The sequence below is a fragment of the Loigolactobacillus coryniformis subsp. coryniformis KCTC 3167 = DSM 20001 genome, from assembly GCF_002706425.1.
GTDB classification, from domain to species: domain Bacteria; phylum Bacillota; class Bacilli; order Lactobacillales; family Lactobacillaceae; genus Loigolactobacillus; species Loigolactobacillus coryniformis.
In genome coordinates, this window is record NZ_CP017713.1 from 1,885,902 (window position 1) to 1,907,799 (window position 21,898).

Annotated in this window: 22 protein-coding genes, 1 tRNA gene and 1 rRNA gene; 6 read left to right on the forward strand and 18 right to left on the reverse strand. The window is 42.3% G+C overall.

Going from position 1 to position 21,898, the window contains the following annotated elements; translation table 11 throughout:
• Positions 1 to 3: 3 nt before the first annotated feature.
• From LC20001_RS09365 to LC20001_RS09380, 4 genes are all read right to left on the reverse strand, one after another.
• Positions 4 to 1,573 (reverse strand): 16S ribosomal RNA (locus LC20001_RS09365).
• 501 nt (positions 1,574 to 2,074) lie between these two features.
• Positions 2,075 to 2,455 (reverse strand): hypothetical protein, encoded by a 381-nt coding sequence (locus tag LC20001_RS09370; RefSeq protein WP_010011645.1) that lies wholly within the window; start codon positions 2,453 to 2,455, stop codon positions 2,075 to 2,077.
• 101 nt (positions 2,456 to 2,556) lie between these two features.
• A complete protein-coding gene (locus tag LC20001_RS09375) occupies positions 2,557 to 2,928 on the reverse strand; it encodes a CvfD/Ygs/GSP13 family RNA-binding post-transcriptional regulator (RefSeq protein WP_010011646.1) in 372 nt (123 codons plus the stop codon).
• A 216-nt stretch (positions 2,929 to 3,144) separates the two neighbouring features.
• Positions 3,145 to 3,729 (reverse strand): peptidylprolyl isomerase, encoded by a 585-nt coding sequence (locus tag LC20001_RS09380; RefSeq protein WP_003678941.1) that lies wholly within the window; start codon positions 3,727 to 3,729, stop codon positions 3,145 to 3,147.
• 213 nt (positions 3,730 to 3,942) lie between these two features.
• Here LC20001_RS09380 and LC20001_RS09385 point away from each other — a divergent pair, with 213 nt between their 5' ends.
• The 4 genes from LC20001_RS09385 (at position 3,943) to LC20001_RS09400 (ending at position 7,573) form a co-directional block, all read left to right on the forward strand.
• Positions 3,943 to 5,121: an IS256 family transposase gene (locus LC20001_RS09385; RefSeq protein WP_099267088.1), complete on the forward strand. Its 1,179-nt coding sequence runs from the start codon at positions 3,943 to 3,945 to the stop codon at positions 5,119 to 5,121.
• A gap of 149 nt (positions 5,122 to 5,270) precedes the next feature.
• A complete protein-coding gene (locus tag LC20001_RS09390) occupies positions 5,271 to 6,263 on the forward strand; it encodes an NAD(P)/FAD-dependent oxidoreductase (RefSeq protein WP_003678940.1) in 993 nt (330 codons plus the stop codon).
• 1 nt (position 6,264) lies between these two features.
• Positions 6,265 to 6,765 (forward strand): phosphatidylglycerophosphatase A family protein, encoded by a 501-nt coding sequence (locus LC20001_RS09395; RefSeq protein WP_010011648.1) that lies wholly within the window; start codon positions 6,265 to 6,267, stop codon positions 6,763 to 6,765.
• A gap of 154 nt (positions 6,766 to 6,919) precedes the next feature.
• Positions 6,920 to 7,573 carry a VTT domain-containing protein gene (locus tag LC20001_RS09400; protein WP_010011650.1) on the forward strand — a complete coding sequence of 218 codons (654 nt, stop codon included), beginning with the start codon at positions 6,920 to 6,922 and terminating at the stop codon, positions 7,571 to 7,573.
• Positions 7,574 to 7,626: 53 nt separating this feature from the next.
• On the opposite strand, the gene LC20001_RS09405 is transcribed toward LC20001_RS09400, so the two are convergent.
• The 9 genes from LC20001_RS09405 to LC20001_RS09445 form a co-directional block, all read right to left on the reverse strand.
• Positions 7,627 to 8,274 carry a TIGR01906 family membrane protein gene (locus tag LC20001_RS09405; RefSeq protein WP_010011651.1) on the reverse strand — a complete coding sequence of 216 codons (648 nt, stop codon included), beginning with the start codon at positions 8,272 to 8,274 and terminating at the stop codon, positions 7,627 to 7,629.
• Entirely contained in the window at positions 8,262 to 9,032 is a 771-nt protein-coding gene (locus LC20001_RS09410; RefSeq protein WP_003678932.1) for a TIGR01457 family HAD-type hydrolase, read from the reverse strand. Before LC20001_RS09410 ends, LC20001_RS09405 begins: the two co-directional genes overlap by 13 nt.
• A gap of 24 nt (positions 9,033 to 9,056) precedes the next feature.
• Complete coding sequence (locus LC20001_RS09415; RefSeq protein ID WP_010011652.1) at positions 9,057 to 9,677, reverse strand: YutD family protein; 621 nt, start codon at positions 9,675 to 9,677, stop codon at positions 9,057 to 9,059.
• A 9-nt stretch (positions 9,678 to 9,686) separates the two neighbouring features.
• On the reverse strand, positions 9,687 to 11,069 hold the full coding sequence (locus LC20001_RS09420) for a bifunctional metallophosphatase/5'-nucleotidase (RefSeq protein ID WP_010011653.1): 1,383 nt from the start codon (positions 11,067 to 11,069) through the stop codon (positions 9,687 to 9,689).
• Positions 11,070 to 11,406: 337 nt separating this feature from the next.
• Positions 11,407 to 11,646: a hypothetical protein gene (locus tag LC20001_RS09425; RefSeq protein WP_010011655.1), complete on the reverse strand. Its 240-nt coding sequence runs from the start codon at positions 11,644 to 11,646 to the stop codon at positions 11,407 to 11,409.
• A gap of 83 nt (positions 11,647 to 11,729) precedes the next feature.
• Positions 11,730 to 12,341 carry a metallophosphoesterase gene (locus tag LC20001_RS09430; RefSeq protein WP_010011656.1) on the reverse strand — a complete coding sequence of 204 codons (612 nt, stop codon included), beginning with the start codon at positions 12,339 to 12,341 and terminating at the stop codon, positions 11,730 to 11,732.
• A 143-nt stretch (positions 12,342 to 12,484) separates the two neighbouring features.
• Positions 12,485 to 12,556, reverse strand: a tRNA-Asn gene (locus tag LC20001_RS09435).
• 163 nt (positions 12,557 to 12,719) lie between these two features.
• The gene (locus LC20001_RS09440) at positions 12,720 to 13,040 is read right to left on the reverse strand and encodes a hypothetical protein (protein WP_029507753.1); all 321 of its coding nucleotides are present in this window, start codon (positions 13,038 to 13,040) and stop codon (positions 12,720 to 12,722) included.
• Positions 13,012 to 13,572 carry a GNAT family N-acetyltransferase gene (locus LC20001_RS09445; protein ID WP_010011657.1) on the reverse strand — a complete coding sequence of 187 codons (561 nt, stop codon included), beginning with the start codon at positions 13,570 to 13,572 and terminating at the stop codon, positions 13,012 to 13,014. The genes LC20001_RS09440 and LC20001_RS09445 overlap by 29 nt, the downstream gene beginning before the upstream one ends.
• 391 nt (positions 13,573 to 13,963) lie before the next feature.
• Here LC20001_RS09445 and LC20001_RS09450 point away from each other — a divergent pair, with 391 nt between their 5' ends.
• A complete protein-coding gene (locus LC20001_RS09450) occupies positions 13,964 to 14,992 on the forward strand; it encodes an IS30 family transposase (RefSeq protein WP_169925060.1) in 1,029 nt (342 codons plus the stop codon).
• Between the two features lie 502 nt (positions 14,993 to 15,494).
• Here the strand turns inward: LC20001_RS09450 and LC20001_RS09455 are convergent.
• The 5 genes from LC20001_RS09455 to LC20001_RS09475 form a co-directional block, all read right to left on the reverse strand.
• Complete coding sequence (locus LC20001_RS09455; protein ID WP_010011658.1) at positions 15,495 to 15,848, reverse strand: hypothetical protein; 354 nt, start codon at positions 15,846 to 15,848, stop codon at positions 15,495 to 15,497.
• A gap of 31 nt (positions 15,849 to 15,879) precedes the next feature.
• Complete coding sequence (gene rihA, locus LC20001_RS09460; RefSeq protein ID WP_010011659.1) at positions 15,880 to 16,815, reverse strand: pyrimidine-specific ribonucleoside hydrolase RihA; 936 nt, start codon at positions 16,813 to 16,815, stop codon at positions 15,880 to 15,882.
• 271 nt (positions 16,816 to 17,086) lie between these two features.
• On the reverse strand, positions 17,087 to 17,797 hold the full coding sequence (rpiA, locus tag LC20001_RS09465; RefSeq protein WP_010011660.1) for a ribose-5-phosphate isomerase RpiA: 711 nt from the start codon (positions 17,795 to 17,797) through the stop codon (positions 17,087 to 17,089).
• Between the two features lie 26 nt (positions 17,798 to 17,823).
• Positions 17,824 to 18,783 (reverse strand): nucleoside hydrolase, encoded by a 960-nt coding sequence (locus LC20001_RS09470; protein WP_035457368.1) that lies wholly within the window; start codon positions 18,781 to 18,783, stop codon positions 17,824 to 17,826.
• Positions 18,784 to 18,984: 201 nt separating this feature from the next.
• Entirely contained in the window at positions 18,985 to 20,214 is a 1,230-nt protein-coding gene (locus LC20001_RS09475; RefSeq protein ID WP_003678915.1) for a NupC/NupG family nucleoside CNT transporter, read from the reverse strand.
• Positions 20,215 to 20,456: 242 nt separating this feature from the next.
• Here LC20001_RS09475 and LC20001_RS09480 point away from each other — a divergent pair, with 242 nt between their 5' ends.
• On the forward strand, positions 20,457 to 21,893 hold the full coding sequence (locus LC20001_RS09480) for a glycerophosphodiester phosphodiesterase (protein ID WP_010011662.1): 1,437 nt from the start codon (positions 20,457 to 20,459) through the stop codon (positions 21,891 to 21,893).
• Positions 21,894 to 21,898 lie beyond the last annotated feature (5 nt).

Consider the following 21,898-nt stretch of genomic DNA (forward strand, 5'->3'; position numbering starts at 1 on the left):
TAGAAAGGAGGTGATCCAGCCGCAGGTTCTCCTACGGCTACCTTGTTACGACTTCACCCCAATCATCTGTCCCACCTTAGGCGGCTAGTTCCCTAAAAGGGTTACCCCACCGACTTCGGGTGTTACAAACTCTCATGGTGTGACGGGCGGTGTGTACAAGGCCCGGGAACGTATTCACCGCGGCGTGCTGATCCGCGATTACTAGCGATTCCGGCTTCATGTAGGCGAGTTGCAGCCTACAATCCGAACTGAGATCGGCTTTAAGAGATTAGCTTACCCTCGCGGGTTCGCAACTCGTTGTACCGACCATTGTAGCACGTGTGTAGCCCAGGTCATAAGGGGCATGCTGATTTGACGTCATCCCCACCTTCCTCCGGTTTGTCACCGGCAGTCTTACTAGAGTGCCCAACTAAATGCTGGCAACTAGTCATAAGGGTTGCGCTCGTTGCGGGACTTAACCCAACATCTCACGACACGAGCTGACGACAACCATGCACCACCTGTCACTTTGTCCCCGAAGGGAAAGCTGTATCTCTACAGTGGTCAAAGGATGTCAAGACCTGGTAAGGTTCTTCGCGTTGCTTCGAATTAAACCACATGCTCCACCGCTTGTGCGGGCCCCCGTCAATTCCTTTGAGTTTCAACCTTGCGGTCGTACTCCCCAGGCGGAATGCTTAATGCGTTAGCTGCAGCACTGAAGGGCGGAAACCCTCCAACACTTAGCATTCATCGTTTACGGTATGGACTACCAGGGTATCTAATCCTGTTCGCTCCCCATACTTTCGAGCCTCAGCGTCAGTTACAGACCAGACAGCCGCCTTCGCCACTGGTGTTCTTCCATATATCTACGCATTTCACCGCTACACATGGAGTTCCACTGTCCTCTTCTGCACTCAAGTTTTCCAGTTTCTAATGCACTTCTTCGGTTAAGCCGAAGGCTTTCACATCAGACTTAAAAAACCGCCTGCGCTCGCTTTACGCCCAATAAATCCGGACAACGCTTGCCACCTACGTATTACCGCGGCTGCTGGCACGTAGTTAGCCGTGGCTTTCTGGTTGGATACCGTCAAAGGACTAACAGTTACTCTAGTCCCTGTTCTTCTCCAACAACAGAGTTTTACGATCCTAAAACCTTCTTCACTCACGCGGCGTTGCTCCATCAGACTTTCGTCCATTGTGGAAGATTCCCTACTGCTGCCTCCCGTAGGAGTTTGGGCCGTGTCTCAGTCCCAATGTGGCCGATTACCCTCTCAGGTCGGCTACGTATCATTGTCTTGGTAAGCCGTTACCTTACCAACTAACTAATACGCCGCGGGTCCGTCCAAAAGTGACAGCCAAAGGCCGTCTTTTACATTCAGACCATGTGGTCTGAATGGTTATGCGGTATTAGCATCTGTTTCCAAATGTTATCCCCCACTTAAGGGTAGGTTACCCACGTGTTACTCACCCGTCCGCCACTCACGTCAATCAACGTCCACTGCAAGCAGCTTCGGTCGACGTCAGTGCGTTCGACTTGCATGTATTAGGCACGCCGCCAGCGTTCGTCCTGAGCCAGGATCAAACTCTCATATAAAATGAAAATTGATTGCTCAATTGATTTTGTTGCTAGCGAGTTATAATTCAAATTGAATTGACTTCGCAAATGTTTGCTTTATCTCGAACCGGTCCGAAGGCCGGTAAAAAATAAAGACCCTACACATTTGATTTGTCGAAACTTTGTTCAGTTTTCAAAGGTCTACCTTGTTGCTCAACACAACTTAATCAGTTTATCATGACGAGCGAAGCTTGTCAAGAACTTTTTGAATAAATATTCAAGCCGTTCATTTCTGATTTCGTTATGCCTTGTTAAATCAAGCTTTTACTCTGCATCTTTATGCAAATAGAAATGAATAACTCAACAAGTGACAACTTTATTAGTTTATCAAGTTAAGCAAGATCTGTCAACAAAAAGTTTTAAAAACTTTTTTCAACGACACGAGCTGTAACTGACAACAACAAATACTATATCAACATTTCGCGGTAGCGTCAAGAAAAAAATTTCGAATTTAGTATATTTATACCAAAATTAGCTCACTTAGTTAAAATGTGGGACCCCGCTCATATCGATCTGCGTCAATAAACCGCGTAATATCTTAGGATGTTCAAAGGTATAACTCTTTGCTTGAAGCGAGGTAATGTTCTCTGACAATTGCTGAGCTGCAATATTCCCCCACTCAAACACAAACAGTGAAACATCCTGATCCTCGATGATCACATTACTTAACTCACCTAAACGTAGATCATTAACGTTCAATCCTAATTGATCTTTGATTGCAGCCAAGATTGTTGCCAATGGTGTTCGTCCATCTTCCTGATCAGCCAACATTAAATGATAGTCTGCCGCCGACTTCGTAACTAAGAATTTAGGCGCACCAGTTTTATCGATCAACATGATCGTCCCCGCAACTTGTTTCATAATAGCTTCCTCTCTGCCTCACTTAAAAATAACACTTTTTGATAATCATTTAACTAAGATAAAATTGCTAATTGAAATCCAGCTCTGCCTAGTCAAAAAGATTATTCGTGAACTAACTCTTCTAGTGCTGTTGCTACCCACACTGGTAACCGTTCCGCAATCGGTTTAAATCCAGTATGCTCATCGCGACTAGTCCAATAGTACTTACGTCGATTATGATCTGAATGCGTAGGTGTCGGTACCAAGGTACGGCGCGACAAACTGATTTTTTGGGTGAACTCATCAATATCTAATACCTGAACTTGGATCTGCTGACCAACATGCAAAATCTGATGAATGTCTTTAACGTAACCATGCTGACATTCAGAAATGTGAATCAGGCCCTGGGTTTCATCGTCCAACGCAATAAATGCTCCATACGGTTGAATGCCCGTCACCGTTCCCTTAACAATATCGCCAATATGATAAGTCAATACAATTCAGCTCCCTTCCATTTCATTAAGATTCAGTTCTTATAAAGTAACTACTACAAAAGCAGGTTCAATAATTAATGCTTGTTGCACCTATCTATCCATAAATGCGTAACAGCCAATCTAACATGATATTATAGCTGAGGGATACACAGGCTGCAAGTTAACTAAAAAAATAGTGGCGCCTAAGTCAGCTTGACCTAGTCCACCACTATTTTATTAATCTGTGATCGTTACAGTTTCCATAACAACGTCGCTTAATGGTTTATCTTGCATATCACGCTTAACTTGGCTGATCTTTTCGGCAATGTCGAGGCCAGATAAAACTTGACCAAAAACAGTATGCCGATGATCGAGCCACGGTGTGCCCCCATTTTTATAAGCGTCAATAATTTCAGCTGGATAGCCTGCGCCTTCCATTTGTTGGATCATATTAGCAGGTACATCCGTATTGGTAACGATGAAGAATTGGCTACCATTGGTATTAGGGCCAGCATTAGCCATTGATAGTGCCCCGTTTAAATTGAAAACTTCATTAGAGAACTCATCTGCAAATGGTCCACCAAAGCTGCTTTCACCACCAGCACCAGTTCCAGTCGGATCGCCACCTTGAATCATGAAATCAGGGATCACCCGATGAAATGTTACGCCATTATAATAATCCTTTTTGGCTAAGGCAATGAAATTTTCCACAGTCTTAGGCGCTTGTTCTGGAAAAAGTTGAACGACGATTTCACCAAGGTTGGTTTTGATCGTTGCTTTAGGGCCGGTTACTTCATTTAATGCTAATTGAGGATAGCTCATTTTTTGACCTCCGCGACACTAGACTAATCTTCATCTAGTTAATATTTTTTATCTGCATCATTATAACATGAACTTAGTACTACTTCGTAATAAATTCATGTCAAACTGAGAGTATAAAATAGTTTGTGTAAATGAATAAAAATCCTATTGAAAAGGGAATCCCTTCCCCGTATGATTAAATCGTCAAACCAAACCAAAACGGAGGGATTCCCCATGGACCAGTTTACCAAAGATTTAACCAAAACTCTATTATCAAATGGCGATGTTAAAGAACTTTTTCGTCAACAACTCGAAACGGCTATTAATCACATCTTGCAAGCTGAACTAACAGCTTTGCTTGGTTATGATCCTTATGACCGCTGCGGCTTTAATTCGGGCAATTCTCGCAATGGCCAGTATTATCGCTTAATTGACTCTGAATATGGTAAGTTGAAGATTGCTGTGCCGCGTGACCGTAAGGGCCATTTTCATAACCACCTGCTTCCAGCCTATTCTCATCGTCAGGACGCTTTAGAAACAACAATCATTCAGCTTTATTCCAAGGGCGTTACGACCCGTGAAATTACAGATTTGATTGAAAAAATGTATGGCGCTTATTATTCACCTACTACTGTTTCTAATATCACTGCTCAGGTAACAAAACAGATTGAAGCTTTTCATCAACGAACTATTAAGGCAAACTATGTTTGTCTTTTCTTAGATGCAACTTACTTACCTTTGCGCCGCGATTCAGTTCAAAGAGAAGCGGTCTATATTGCTTTAGGTATTACATCTGTCGGCATCAAAGAAGTTCTTGATTATCGAATCGCTCCAAGTGAAAATGCAGGAGTTTGGTCAGAAATGGCAGAAGATCTTAAAAAACGTGGATTAGAACAAGTCCAGTTGATCATTGCAGATGGAATGGTTGGTCTGCAGCCAGCATTATTGCACGCTTTCCCGAAAGCCAAATTTCAAAGATGCCTAGTACATGTTATGCGTAATATTGGTTCGCATGTGCGTTTAAAAGATCGTGAGGCGATCTTAAATGACTTTAAAGAGTTGCATTCAGCGACCGATGTAACTGCAGCACACAAGATCTTAAATGATTTTTATGGTGCATGGGGGAAATCGTATTCCAATCTGATCCAGCAACTTAAATCCATTGAAAATGAACTATTAGCTTTCCTGAGTTTTCCCCCGGCCATTCGACCAACAATTTATTCAACCAATATCTTAGAATCACTGAACAAAAGAATCAAACGCAAGACCAAACCAAAGGAACAATTTCCAAACGAAAAATCTTTAGACAATTTTATCGGAGTTCAAGTCATAAGCTATAACGAAAAGTACTTCAATCGTAGCCATCGCGGATTTGGTCAAGTCAAAGACACGTTAGAATCACTTTTCGATTAATACATTATTTTGCCAGGAGAAGGGATTTTCATTTACACAAACTTCTTGACACTCCCGTCAAACTCATTGACCGCCCCTTGTTCTTAACTATTATTTTGTGCTAGAGTAGCAATTATTGATAAGTTTACTATATAGGAGGAGGCAACATTTTGTCTGAGTCTGAACATATTTATGATATTACTGTGATCGGTGGCGGCCCTGTCGGCATGTTCACCGCATTTTATGCTGGTATGCGCCAGTTAGATACCTTGGTTGTTGAAAGCTTACCTGAACTAGGTGGCCAAGTTAGTACCTTATATCCAGAAAAAATTATTCGCGATGTCGCTGGCTTTGCTGGCATTAAGGGTGGTCAATTAATCAGCGCATTGCACAAGCAAATGACCGTCTTTCCTGATTTTGCACCAACTGTTGCGACCAATGAAGAAGTTACTGCGATTGACAAAACTGATGATATCTTCGTATTAACTACGACTAAGGGACAATATAAGTCGCGTAGTGTTGTCGTTGCAATTGGCGGTGGTTCCTTCGCCCCACGCAAACTCGCAATCGATTATGACCAAGCTCTAGAAGATCAGAAAATTTTCTACTTCGTCAAAAATGTCGCTGATTTTGCTGATAAAACAGTTGCCATTGCTGGTGGCGGTGACTCTGCGATCGACTGGGCGCTGACCTTAGAAGGTATTGCCAAAAAAGTTTACTTGATCCATCGGCGCGATCAATTCCGCGGGTTAGAATCAAGCGTCGAACGTTTACATCAAGGAACCGTTGAATTAATGACACCCTATCTGATCGACGGGGTCACTGATGGTCCTGAACTGAGCCTAGACCTTAAAAAAGTCAAAAGTGAAGATCACGTTGATTTAGCTGTTGACGCCTTACTAGTCAACTACGGTTTTACCGCCGATAACCACGCTTTACGGAAATGGGGATTACCACTAGATCATCGCTTATTGAAAGTTGATGCGAATATGGAAACCAGCATCCCTGGTGTTTATGGTATCGGTGATTGTGTGACCTATCCTGGCAAAGTGAAGTTAATTGCCGCCGGGTTTGGCGAAGCACCAACTGCAATCAACGATATTGCGGTCAAGCTTTACCCAGAACGTCGTCAGCCACTACACAGTACACAGATGGACCATTAATATGACACCAAAACAATTAAAATTATACGAAACCACATTGAAGTTGTTGACTCAGCGCGGCGTAACCCTAGACGCTATTGCTGAACTCGTCATGTTTTTGCAAAAAGACTATATTGAACACTTAACCTTACCGGAGTGTCGCAACAGCGTTGAAGTTGTGCTGCATAAACGTGAAATTCAAAATGCTATTATGACTGGTATTCAGTTAGACCTATTGGCTGAACAGAAGCAATTGATGACACCACTACAGGAAATCATTGAAGCCGATGAAGGATTGTACGGTATTGATGAAGTAATGGCGTTGAGTATCGTCAATGTTTACGGATCGATCGGCTCAACCAATTACGGCTACATCGATAAAATCAAGCCAGGCATTCTCGCTAAGTTAAACGCTCATGAACCAGGTATCATCCATACTTTTCTCGATGATCTAGTTGGGGCTGTAGCTGCCGCTGCAGCCAGTCGTCTCGCCCACGCTAATCCTGAAGAAGATATTTATTAATACAAAATGAAGAAGAAGATATTTATTAATACAAAAAATAGGACTAAACTGCTTCTGCGGCTTTAGTCCTATTTTTATCAACTTGGCTATACGTTGCTACTTTTTTCCGGTATACTAACTGGACACAAACCAATTAACTTAAAAGGAGACAGTTATGCCCCAATTAATTGATTTTATTTTGCACATTGACGAACATCTAGTGACGATCGTTAACCAATTCGGTAACTCAACTTACCTCGTATTGTTCTTAATGATCTTCATCGAAACCGGTGTGGTGATCTTGCCATTTTTACCGGGGGATTCATTATTATTTGCCGCTAGTGCGTTAGCCGCCAATCAGGCCTTTAACCTAAACATTTGGTTACTGTTAGCGGTGTTCTTCGCCGCTGCAGTACTCGGTGATAGCGTTAATTATGAAATCGGTAAGCGCGTTGGTTTGGCCGCCAGCAACAATTCATTTTTCGGTCGTTTTCTTGATCAACAGAAGTTGAGCAAAGCTGAAGCCTTCTTCAACAAACATGGTGGCAAAACGATTGCAATCGCGCGCTTCATGCCATTCATTCGTACCTTTGCCCCCTTTATTTCTGGTGGTAGCCATATGAATTATCGCAAGTTTATCCATTATAATGTATTGGGCGGTTTTCTCTGGGTGGCACTATGTTGTACTGCCGGCTACTTCTTTGGCAACATCCCCGTTGTGCAAGATAATTTCTCATTAGTTGTTTTAGGCATTATCGGTATCTCACTATTACCAATTATTGTGACTTACTGCCGTGGTCGACTTAACCGTAAGCCAGAATCACTGTAGTTAGCTTTCATAACAAATAGACGCTACATCTGCCATAACGACAGACGTAGCGCCTATTTTAGTTGGTTTAAAGCTCGTCGACCAATCAGCCAAGCTACCAATAAACAGCCCTCAAATAAAATAATCGCCAAAATAAAACAGTGCATGAAAAACGTTTCTGGCAACACATTAATAATTGGATCTGTCACTGGATCAAATAGCCAATCTTGATTGTGGAACAACACTTGATGAAAATCGGTGAAAAAGGTTTGAAAATTAGCTAATAAAAGTAGCAATAACCCAAACGGGATCACGGCCATTACCGTTACCGGACGCATTAGTTGCCACAATAACTTTTGACGCCGCAATTGACGCAAGAAATAGACGCTTAGCGGCGTTGTGACTACTAAAACCAGATTATTCACCAAGACTAACTGTTTGACATCAGCAAAATGCTGCGCTCCTGCATAAGAACTAGGAAAATCACTCATTTGTAAATGCTGCACCCAGGGAAACATCACATAACTTAGCATTTGGCGATAATTGCGCATCAAGCGGGCAACACTCATCGGTACATCAGTCAAGATCCCGAGTAAATGGACATCCAAACGATATAGCCAAGTTGAGCCAAACGTTAACAGAATCACCCAGCTAAGCAAACAGAAAAACAAGCACACCCACCACAGGCCGCGCTTGATCCGATAGCCGGCTAAACTTCCCATTGATCTAAATTCTCAACTTCATAAGTCGGTTTAACCGCCACTTGCTCAATATCCGCCGGCTTGGAATAACCGGTATAAACCAACAAGGTATCCACACCAGTATTAATCCCCGCCATAATGTCAGTATTATAATTATCACCGACCATGATTGCTTCAGACTTGTCTAAACCAAAATGCGCCAAAGCCGCTTCCAACATGATTGGCTCCGGTTTACCTACATAAGTCGCCTTTTGCTGTGTTGAGCGTTCAACTAACGCAATCACTGAGCCGGCGCCAGGAACAAGGCCACGCTCATTCGGTAAATTAGTGTCCGCGTTAGTCCCAATAAATTTAGCCCCGCGCTGGATGGCCAAAGTTGCTTTTTCAAACTTACGATAAGTGACATCCCAGTCCAAACCAACCACAACGTAATCTGGCCGGTATTCATCAAAGGAGAAACCTTGATTCAAAATTGCTTGTTTCAAGCCTAATTCGCCAATAGCGTAAACCTTTTTTCCTAAGTTTAATCGCTTCAAATAATCAGCGGTAGCTAAGCCAGCAGTATAAACGTTTTCTGGTGCAATTTTCATGTCGTAATTAGCCGTTAGATTCCGGGCTACCGTTTCAGGTGTTTGCGTGGTATTATTCGTTAAAACTAAAAAAGGGATCCCGGCTGCCTGCAAACGTGCAATAAAGCGCGCCGCCGCTGGAATCTTTTCTTTACCGCGATATAATGTACCATCTAAATCAATAAAATAAGCCTTATATTTCTTCTGCATGCTAGTTATTTATTCCCTTCACAATTAATGCACTTTCTTAGTTGGTTTAGTTGCCTTTTGCTTTCTGATCGTAAAATGGCGTTTGCGCGGCGATTTATTATTAGTCTCCGCCCGTACATTTTTACGTTTCAGTGGATCAGCTTGCTCACGATGTTCACTAGTGTGTGCTTGCTGCCGCCGTCGTGGTGAACGCGTCCGCCGCCGTTTTGAGCTGTTACCAGTACTATTGTCTCGTTTGGGCGTACCTAAACGCTGCAACACAAAATAAGCACAACCAAAATTACAATACTCATATAAATAATCTTCTAACGTTGTGATCAATTGGTCACGGTGGGCCCGCTTATTATTTTCAGCATAAAAACCCTTTAGCCGCAACTGTTCGTAGCCCCAATCGCCGACGATATAATCATATTTCGTTAAAATATCACTAAAACGAGCGGCCAACTTGTCTTTATCAAAGCCATCATGGTAATTAGCCACCAGTTCATACGGCCGACCATCGATCGTCAACATATTGTCCGACTCCATCAAAACTCGCTCAATTTCTGGCGTATCGTCAGTTTGAACGGCTGCGGTGATCTCAGCAGCCAAATTGATCGTAGCTGGCCTTTCAGTTGCTTTAGGCTGTTTTTTTTCAGTGTTCATCCGTGCACCTCACTTTAACTCACTATGCTTTAAATAATCCGCAATCGCATTGCGTAAAACGCCAGGGAAAAGCACCTCCGTTTCACCAACAATTTCAATTGTCGGGAAAAACGGAAAATACAAATAAGTATCCACCGCGGCCATAGTATAGACACGATCGGGATCTAGTGGCTGGCCACGCCATTTAACCGTACGGTCGGCCGAATCCCAGCTCAACCCCTGATAAACCATGTCGCCAAATAACTTACCACGAAAACCCAATCCATGCAATTCAAAGTGGCGTAAAAACAAGCGCGCTTTTTCGATTTCTTGCACCAAGCGCCAAACATCATAGCCGCGTAGCCGAATACGCAATAAATGCATCGCGTGCGGTAAAGCTTGATGTAGATCATCAGCCGTGATGATGCCCTTCTTAAAAGGCGCTAAAAATATTCCCGTATTCAAAAAGGCCACATCCGTCCCAGCTGCCTGAGCAACGGCGTGTAAAGCAACTGTCATTTGCGGTGAATTCCCCACAGGTTGTGCGCTCAATGTTTTTGATAACGTCGCAATTTTTTGGCGCTTTAGTTGTTGGTGCCCATGGCGACGATAACCAGCAATTTCAGCACGATCACCTGGTGCCACCGGTAACTCACTGGTTTTAACCACGCCGGCCTGCCTTGTCAACACACGATGGTGGGCATCGATTGTTAATGTAATATGACCAATATACTGCCCATAGCGACCCGCCGCCGCTAACAGCGATTGATTAACTAATAAACCATTGATCAGCAAATGATGGGTGTGGCTTCCAATAATGACGGTGATTGCTGGATAGTTTTTAGCAATCCATTTATCCACATCTAAGCCTAAATGTGACAATAGAACTAAAACATCGGCTTTACCCGCTAACTCCGCCAACAACTCTGGTAACACTTGTTGCGCTAACTCAGGTTCCCATCCATTTGGCCGATAAGTCGAAATATACGGAGCTGTCAGCCCAAACAAAGCGATACGTGTACCAGCGGCAGTTGTAATGATCTTAGTCTGCAACGCCCATTTTGGCGGTTGCTTCGTTTTCCGATCCCGCAAATTAGCTAAAACAACGTCAAAATTAGCTTGATCATAAAGCTGATTTAACTGCTCCTGTGAATTACCAATACCTTCGTTGTTACCAATAGTCACCGCATCGTAACCAATTTGATTAAACAGTGCCACGTTTGCGCGACCGTCAGTTGCCTCGGTCAAAGGGTGAACCCGATCCATTGCATCCCCAATATCCAACGTCACCACAGTTGACCCGCTTTGGCGCAATTTTGTTTGCTCAGCTAATAACCAACGCCGAATTCGGGGCCAGTGTTCCAAGTGTGAATGTATATCATTCGTATGCAAAATATGGATACTTTCCGTCATGACTGATACTCCTCTACTCCACAATTAAGGTAGATAATTAGCCAAAACCACTAATTACCCTTGATGCTGCAGGCGATGTCCATTCAACTAAAGCAAAACCTGCTTAGTTGAAACATGGCGCTACTCCACAATTAAGGTAGGTAATTAGCCAAAACCACTAATTATCCTTGATGCTACGGGCGATGGCCATTCAACTAAAGCAAAACTCGCTTAGTTGAAACATGGCGCTACCACAAATTAAGATCTGCTTTATTAGCCCCTTAAATTGCTTATTCAAACCAATTCAAATATTACACTAATATTAGCTTAGAGTGAAAAGCAATCAGCGTCAAGTCACTTACTCTGATTGCCCATATTGTTGAAAAACGCGCTTAACCGCCGCAACCTGATCTGCTTGCAACAGCGGCAATAATTGTGGAAATAAACTATATTCCAGATAGGCCAACGTCATCTGTCCCGCCTGATATTTGATCAGCGCAAGCTGCAAAAGATCAGCTACAACTTGTTTATTTTGCGGCAGCGCACGCGTCGTAATTGCTTCTTGAAATTTGATCAATGATTTTACTGGTACTGTCATAACCATCCCTCCAAAACCTAACTTATTTTAAGCTAATGATAATCGAGGTAAGATTAAAAATCAATGTGACTACTAATAAAAAATTAATTTTTGTGTTGCTTCGCTAATAGCGCCGCTTTTTTTGTGTAAATTTCGAAAATTTCTGCCACCGATAATGGTGTTCCAAACGGTAATTTATGCGCCAACAAGTCCAATTCTGGTGCGTCCACACCAACATTAATATTTTCAGCTAACGGTACACTAGAATGATGAATATGTCCGTGTAAATTCATGGTTTGCTTAACTATGCCCATCATTAATGGATAATGCGTCATAAAAAACTGAAAATGATTAGCTTTGATCAAAACACCAACATCGTGAAACTGAAATTTTGGTCGTCCTGGAGCGATCATTGAGTTATGCTTTGCCAAAAACTTGAACAAAGCACGATTATCATGGTTCCCTTTGATCAAGATCAACTGCCCATTTAATTGTTGTAAAACTTCTAATACTTCGTCATTACCTGGATAATTACTTGGTCGCATAGCAATATCCCCTAAATGGTAGACAATATCGCGATCAGTGACTCGCCGATTCCATGCTGTTATAATTGCTTGATTCATTTCTTCAACCGAATCAAACAAACGCGGCGCAAAATCATTGTTACCTAATAATTGTTCATGAAAAAAATGTGTATCTGCTGTAAAATACTGCATCGAATCACCCACTTATTAAAACCATTTCTTCAAGCATAACCTTAATCAACTAAAAAAACAGCGAATCAGATCAATTTCACAATAAAAAAGAAAAGAGGTTAAAGCAAATTAATATTTGCCTTAACCTCTTCTCGATCATATGACTGTCCAGGTTGGGTTCGAACCAACGACCTACGGTTTAACAGACCGGTATTCTACCGCTGAACTACTGGACAATTAATAACTCAACATATAAATTTATATCATATTTTCCTCATTATTGCAAAGATTTATTTAGAAAAAAATCAGTTAGTTATTATTAATTACATAAAAATGCTATAAACACGCACTTTTCATATGAAAAAATATGAGAAAAGTTTCCTGCAGTTTCTCATAAAATTAACCAACATGATTTTCACGAATAATCGTTTTATAATCCTGTTCACTTTGGGCATTTGGTTCCGGTAGCCATTCCTGCCACTCAGTAAAATCCTCAGCTGGTAAAGTAAAATGCTCATTTAAATATTTTTCATATGCCACGACTGCAGTTGAGCGGGGAATATTTAACTGAATAATCCGTACTTGCTTAATTAAACCACGAATCGCGGCTAATTCAGCCCGTCCATTCATCAACATATTACTTATATCCAAGTAAGTTGTTCCATCATTACGCATAATTTCCTGAATCAAATCAATTGTTATCAAGTGTTTTTCCCCCAATATCTAAGCCAGCAATGCAGCTGTAAAGGTCAATGTCGCTAAAACCACTGTCAGTTTGCTCATAGTGGCGTAAACGCCCTTCTTTTTGGAAATGATTATGTGTCAGCACACGTTGTGAAGCAATATTATCTGGCAAAACGTAGGCTTCTAAACGCTGCAACTGTAAATGTTGGAAGGCATCAGCTACCAATGCACCCACTAACTCAGTACCAAAACCTTGGTGCCACGCGTTAGTTGCCAACTCATAACCAATTTCAGCTCGTTGCAACTGCCAATTAATTTCATTATAACCACAAGTGCCGATCAGGTGTTGTTGATACCAAATACCATACCGCACCGCACTATCGCCATCGGCCGCTTGACTAAACAGATCAACCATTTGCCTAGCTTCAGCAATTGATTGCATTGGTTCAATGTTCATAAAATGTGTCACTTGTGGATCGGACCACAGTTCGAATAAAGTCGGCAACTCTGCAGTTGTTAAAACGCGCAACTGTAAGTTGGTCGTTTCTAAATTTTGTGCTAAGCGCATCAATTTTCTCCTATCCCACAATTAAGGTACGTCGTTATAAAATTCGTAGTTTAAACCGTTCGCTGCGACTTATTGCTAGCTCATTTAATCGACCGCGATAAGTAAGTTTGAGTTAGCAAATCCCTAAACCAACTAATCACATTGTTGCGATTGCATAGTAGTCGCTGGCATAAGCATATGCACACACCAATAAAACATTAATATCAATAACCTATTCTAGTTGCTTTTACGTCACTTGCCAAGTCCTTTAAAAAACAAAAACATATAGATCGCGCGTTTTATAATCAAGTTAGCCAATTAGATCCAGCTAATTGAAAAAATAAAAAACACCAAGACAAATCTCTGTTATCATTGATGTTCCAACACAAAAATGAAAGAGGTTATTGTCTTGATGCAAGAACAGAATACCACAGTCCGAGAAAAAGGTCACCACCTAACTTCATTTGAGCGCGGCAGAATCGCCACGCTACACAGCCAAGGATACTCTAACCGCGCAATTGCTAGAGTTATCGGCGTTTGTCATCAAACAATCAGTAATGAACTACGCCGTGGTGAGATCGACCAAGTTAAAAAAGTGAACGGTCAACGGCAATATCACCGCGAGTACTCGCCAGAAGCGGCACAGGCCAAATACGAAGCTAACCGAATGTCCTGTCATCGACCTTTGAAACTCGCTGGTGTCGCTGACTTTATCCACTACTTTACGGCCCATTTGCACCAAGACGGTTGGTCGCCTGATGCCGCGGTGGGCCGTGCTAAACTTGAAGGCTTATATCAACCTGAGGAGATGGTTTCGACCAAGACGTTATACCACTATATCGATGCGCAACTACTTGAAGTCCGTAATCTTGATCTGCTCGAAAAAAACCGGCGCCGCACCAAACACCACCATTCACCCAAGCATAAGCGTCTGGCCGGACGAAGTATCGAAGAGCGACCTAAAAGTATTGATCAGCGCCAAGAGTTCGGTCACTTTGAGTTGGATACCGTAGTCGGTAAACGTAACGGCCAAGAAAGTGTTATTCTAACGCTGATTGAGCGCCAATCTCGCTGTCAGATCCTGCGTTTGATTGATGGCCGTGACACCGATTCAGTCAACTACGAACTGGCTAAGATCTGCCAAGAATACGGGCACATCATGAAGTCCGTTACCGCTGACAACGGGGCAGAGTTCGCAGCGGCGGGGACGGTGCTTGACGGCGTTGCCGACCTTTATTATGCCCACCCTTACCGCTCTTCAGAACGAGGCACAAATGAGGCGCATAATCGAATGATCCGTCGTGATGTGCCTAAGGGCCTGTCCATGGATACTTTAGGCCCTAGTGATATCCAAGCAGTGGAAGCCAAGCTAAACAACTTACCACGCCGGCAGTCAGGTTACCAAACCCCAAAAGAGCTTTTCTCCGCTGCCGCTGGCTAAAGATTGAATCTTTAAAATATGAATATCAATGAAAATACTGTCTTGCCGGGATTTATTGCGTGGCTAATTTGTTCTTGCAATTTGGGAAAACATATAGATGATAGTGACTTTGGGGAAACCACCTAAAAAAGTCATCTATAACAACCTTAATGTAAAAGGATTTATAGATGACTGCACAAAAATAACCACTGTCTGCGGAACAGTGGTTGGCATAAGAGAGAAAGAGAATTGATTTAAAGGTAATGATGAAATACCTTACAAGATGAATATACCCGTTTATAAATTGATTGTCAACGATTTTTTGTAACTGCTTTCAAATCAACGAAATAAAAACACCTCCTGGGTGTGTGGAGGTGTCTTTATCCGCATTGATCAATAAATAATCAATCGGTTTTAACACAGTGTGTTAGAGGAAATAAATAAATGGTTATCTATAAATTAGCACTTAAATGTGAGAAAGTCTAGTTTAATTTTAATTTAATTTAAATTTTTCTAATCAAAATCAAATTTTATCGTCAGTTAATAAAATTGGTGCCTCACCCGTTGCTAGTGGTGCTGTTAATTTAAATGTTTGCGTAAAAGTGTAATCACGTAACTTCAATAAATCAGCCTTTAAAGTTTCATATTGTGCTAATGTCATTACTGCTTGATAATAGCCCGTTACATATTTACCCTGATACTCAACTTGCAACAACGCTTTTTTATTATCAGTTGTTGTGGTTGGTTTAAAACCTACTTGTGCTACTCCCGTATTAACGGCCGGAACTAGTAAAAATAAAAGTACACTTTCAGCATTAGGATCATCCTTTGTGATCAGTTCGCGTAAATCAGTTTCGTTTTTTACAGCTACTTTCATATTTAAAGTTCCTTCCTCTGCTAAACAACATTTAGTCAAATGCATGTAAACATTGCGTGATCAAATCAACAAATTTTGTCCGATCAATATCTAGTAAGATTTCAGCATTGATTGGCTTACCGGTTAGTTCATAATAATCAATGATCGTCTCGCCGCGTGTCAATGTACCAGTAGTTTCAATATCTAAATTACGCTTTACGGTGTCAAACAATGTTGGTTCGATCAGCCAAGCAATCGTACATGGATCGTGCACTGGTGTCCCCTTGAATCCCCACTTTGGCTGGCTGTAGTAAATATGATAGAAGTCCAGCAAATCAGCAATCGCTTTGGCAACTGGGTTACCAATTTCGCGAAATGCAGTGACATCGGCGGGCAGAATCTGTGCCTTATGGGTCACATCTAACCCAGCCATCACCAGTGGTACGCCTGTATCGATCACTAATTTAGCTGCTTCCGGATCGACAAACATATTGAATTCGACTTGTGGGGTCCAATTGCCTAAGCCCATTGCACCGCCCATAAAAACGATCTGCGCTAATTTATCTTTTAGTTCTGGGTGAACTGACAAGAATAACGCCGCATTCGTCATTGGTCCGGTAACGACTAAGGTCACTGGTTCATCACTCGCACGTAACGTTTGCGCGATCAATTCAACTGCTGGGATCGATTGCGCCGCAAAGGCAGGTTCAGGTAATTCAGTCCCATCCAATCCAGTTTCACCATGAACACTTTCAGCAATCTGTAGATTTTGTAATAACGGCTTTTGATTTCCTCCAGCAACTGGAATATCCGTCTGCCCTAACAGCGTCAACATACGCAACACATTATTCAGCGTTTTTTGCGGTGTTTGGTTCCCCGCTGACGCTGTGACCGCCAACAAATCAATTTCTGGGGACGCAACAGCCATCATTAACGCAATTGCATCATCGTGGCCTGGATCACAATCTAAAATAATCTTCTTTACCATTTATGAGCACCTCTACTTCACTATTAAGGATATTTATTAGCCAAATACGCTAATAAATTCTGATGTTACGAACGATGTCCATTCAACTACTACTCCGTAATCAGCGTGAGTTATTTGCAAAGTCCGCAAATATCTTTTAATACTACGGACGTTGCCCATTCTTGTGGCAAAACCCCTACCGCAAGAAACCTGGCAAGGCGAGATGCGCTGCGTTGAATCATGGCGCTACTTCACTATTAATGACACTTAGCGAGGAGCGTCACTATTTAGTTTAAGCTTTAAGATCACGATAATTTGGACGTTCTGGCGCTTGTAACACTTTAGGACCATCAGCGTAGCCGACGATGACGGTGTTCACAACATTTAAAAATAATCCGTGTTCTACGATGCCCACTTGCTGATTGAGGTACTGTGCTAAGCGGAAAGCATCATCGATTTGACCTAGATGTAAATCGATCACATAATTTTTAGAATCTGTTAAAACGCGTTGCCCAGCTTGCTCCCGAAATGCAGGATGCAGACCTTTAGCAGCTAAACGTTTAAATAATTGTTGACTACCATAGGGGATCACTTCTAATGGCAACGGAAAACTACCTAATTTTGGCGCCATTTTGGATTCATCCACGATCCACATATTGCGTTTAGAATTGATTGCCACGATTTTCTCAAATAAATGAGCGGCACCGCCACCTTTGATTCCTTGAAAATCAGCATCGATCTGATCAGCACCATCGATCGTTAAATCAATCTGATCTACTTCATCCACAGCCTTGATTGGAATGCCTAACTTACGGCCTTGTGCTGCAGTTCGATCCGATGTCGGTACACCGACGATCTTTAGACCTTCTTTGGCGACACGATGGCCTAAGGCATCAACCATAAATTTAACCGTACTGCCAGTTCCTAGGCCAACGACCATCCCGTCTTTTACATAAGTTGCGGCTAGATCGCCGACCATTTTTTTCAGTTCATCTTGAGTCATCATTTATTCCTCTCTATCAGGCAATTTTAGTTATGGGCAAATAAAGCAGTTAAGCGATGCATAAAACGTTGTAAATACTTCGGTACATCCACATTTACGGCTACTTGAACGTTAGTGGTTGGTAAATCAAGACGGTCAACATCCCCAACTGTCCGCGCAGCAAATGGCGCCTCCGTTTCAACTTTCATATTAAGGCCGATTGTTTGGACTAGACTTGGATCCAAAGCTACGCCCACTGCTAAAGGATCATGTAGCGCACAACCATGTAATTGCGGATTCAATGCAGCATACGCATCAATATAATAATCGACGATATTCGCGAAAGCCACACTAGATTTCGTGCCGAGATCACGCCATAATTGCGTTTCTTTTTTAGTTAATAAGGTGCGCAAGGTAACATCCAAGCCCACCATCGTTAAATTAAACGGGCTCCGCAGAACCTGATCCGCCGCAGCTGGATCTTGATTAATATTGGCTTCACCTACCTCAGTCACATTACCAGGCACAGTCAGCGCACCGCCCATAAAAGTAACGTTGCCGACCAAAGCCGTTATTTCTGGCGCTTGGGCTAAAGCCGCCGCCAAATTAGTCATCGGTCCAGTTGGTACAATGATCAAGTCGTCACCATATTGACGTGCTGCTTCGATCATGAAATCAACCGCTGATTTATTCTCTACTGCACGTTGGGCAGTTGGTAAGCTCACCTCGCCAATACCGTTGACGCCATGAATGTCTTTGCTAACCTGCATAACATCGAAATGATCAGTCGTCGATGAATGCGGTAAGCCTAAGTAAACGGGAATATCCGTCCGCCCCAGCAACTCTAAGATCCGCAAACTATTTTGGCCAGCTTCAGCTGTAACCACGTTACCGTACGTGCTGGTAATACCAATCAAATCAACCTCATCGCTTGCTAACGCATAAGCAATTGCCAATGCATCATCGATCCCAGTATCCAAATCTAAGATCATTTTTTTCTGCGCCATCATTATTCCCTCTTTCATTAACCACTAAGCCGTTATTGTTCCCTCTTTTTCACGCTAATCATACATAAAAATCATAGCATAGCCCCTGAGCGATTTCAATCTACACAGAAAGCGCTTTATTTTAGTGCTAAATAAAAAGTTAGCCCGTAGACTAACTTTTAATTAAAACCTAATTTTAAATTGTAAGCGTTCGCTCATGGTTTACCAAACGAAAACACCGACGATCCCCGCTGACAGCAAGGAAACTAAAATACCGGAAAGTAATAAGTAACCGACATTAGCCGAGATCAAATCATTCTTTTCCTTATCAACTAAGCCCTTGAAGGCACCGATAATCATACCGACCGTTGAGAAGTTAGCGAATGAAGTTAGGAAAACCGTCAACATTGCCTTAAAATGTGGCGCATAGTTGTTGATTGAGCCTGTTACTTTACCCATGACTACAAATTCGTTGGTTACTAATTTTGTCCCCATGAATTGAGCAAACTTGAAGGCATCGTCAACGTTCAACCCGGTCAACCAAGCAAATGGGAACATGATGATTCCTAAGATGTGTTCCAACGTTAACCAAGGATTGATCAACATTAAGATTTTATCGATTAAGGCAGCTAAAGCCACGAAGGCAATAACATTAGCCGCGATGATCAAAATAAGACGACCAGCACCTAGAATGGAATCACCTAAGAAGGAGAAAAATGGTTCCCGTTTAGCTGGTGCGTCCGTATCACTGGCATCACTACTGTTACTCCCAGTCATCCGCGCAATCGTGTCTTCTTCTGGCGTAACAGTTAGTGGGTTAAGTAGATTAGTCACAATAATAGCGTTAATAATATTAATCGGTACGGCCGTTAAAATATATTGGCCTGGCATCATCTGTGTATAAGCCCCAAGGATTGAAGCCGTCACACAACTCATTGACATCATCGCCAAGGTTAAATCACGTTCTGCCTTCATTTGTTTCAATTGTAAGCTAGAAACAGCCAAGGCTTCTGTATTGCCTAAGAACATCATTTCAACGGCGAAAAATGATTCAAACTTTGGTTGACCAGTAATTACAGCTAAGCCACGGCCAATCCATTTAATAATAAAAGGTAGTACACCAATATAAGTTAAAATATCAAATAATGGCACGATCATTAAAATTGGTAATAGTGCGCTGGTAACAAAGTCCATCTGCTTAACGTTGACCCAGCTTGCTAATGCAAACGCGATCCCTTCATAAGCAACATCAACTAACCAGTTAAAGCCATCTGCGGCCGCCTTAACAATATCAGTACCAACTGAGAAACTGGTAAAGAACCACGCAATAACAAGGTTTATAACTAACATTAAAATAATCGAACGCCATTTGATGTTGCGCCGATTCTTTGAGAAAGCAAATGCAATGGCGAGAAAAATAAAGATCCCGACAATATTGACAGCTAAGTACATCCCATATCCTTCTTTCTTTTATTTTACAGCGGTGCCAGCCGGTCCTCCCTTCAATACTCAACAACACTTGAGCAACAATCTGAAAATAGTATACTAGAAAAGCGACGGGAAAGACAGTACTTTTCTACAGCATTGCCCGGCTAGCTCAGTTTACATTCAATTTGCAAATCAGCTATACTGGAGCAACGGCTTAAAACGTCTAAACGTTTTGCCAAAATTTTTAGGAATGTGGTTTTATTTCATTGAAAAAAATTATGATTCTACTTAAATTACCCTTGATTAAATTACCGCTGAGCCTATTATTTTGTTTCGGTAGTTTTTTGATTCTCAGTGGCTTCACAGTGATCGGCCACCGTGGTGATCCCCTGCAAGCCCCTGAAGAGACATTTGAAAGTTTTAATGACGCGTTTGCCGACGGCGCTAAATATGCAGAGTTAGATCTGCGGGAGAGTAAAGATGGCACCTTAATTATTTCGCATGATTCCAATCTTGAGCGTGTCAGTGGCCAAGACATCAGCATCAGTAAAACTGATTTTAATCAATTACAACAGGTCAAACAAAGTAATGGTGAATCGATCCACTCACTAGCGGAACTATTTGCGTATTACCAGAACCAGCCACAGACGCGCTTTGTTTTGGAAACTAAAAAAAGCAAAAAGAATAAACCGACTGATATGGAAGCTAAGGTTGCGGAACTAGTGCAACAATATCACATGGAAAATCGGGTCATGGTACAGTCGTTTTCTGCAGCTAGTGTCGTTTCCTTTAGTCAATTATTGCCAACGGTCCCGCGCTATTTACTGGCTAACGAACTAAGTGATATTAATTTTGACACCTTGCAAGTCGTCACCGGTATTGATATTGATGCTACCTTGGCCACGCCAGCATTTATCCAACAAATGCACGCGCTGAACAAGCAGGTACTGGTGTGGAGTGATATTGAAGAGCAAGCTAGCGCATTAGCCAATATTAGTTTGACCGATATTGACGGCATCGTGACCAACTATGCTCAACTCGCCAGTGCCTATAATCAAGCAAAAAGTACGACAACCATGTCGCCCTTAGATATAACTAGTGCCACGGTCAGCGCGACGCATGCCGTTGCTAGCGTGACCAACCCTTATTTAACGTTAAATGCTGGGCAACCGTTAACTGCACAGCGGACCTATTCATTAAGTACCTTAGTCACCAACCCACAACATAGTTATGCCGCACTCGATCAGCAACGCTGGGCCGATACCGACTACTTAAATTTTGGCAGCGATGCCTTATTAGCGGTCCCTTACCTCAATGGTTCTGCCAGCCTGCGTTACGGTCAAACTGCGCTACCATTAGTTGCTAGTCCCAGTGCACCCCAACAAGTCGTTGCTCATTTAATACCGGGCGAAGCAGCTACCATTACCGCCGTTAAACTAATTAACGGCCGCCCATGGTTGGAACTCAATCAGCATGGTTGGTTACCAGCCGAACAGACTTCGATCACTTTAGCTACTGGCGAAGCGCAAATACAGTACCAACAATTGTTATCGGACGCAAAGCTGACTAATATTAAATTACCACGTTTACGTGATTATTTACCGCTGACGCAGGCAACACTACCATTAAGCACTTTACAAAAATATTTACTGACTCCCGCACCCGTTTATCTACAAGCACAATTCCAACCACAAAATAATTGATGGAG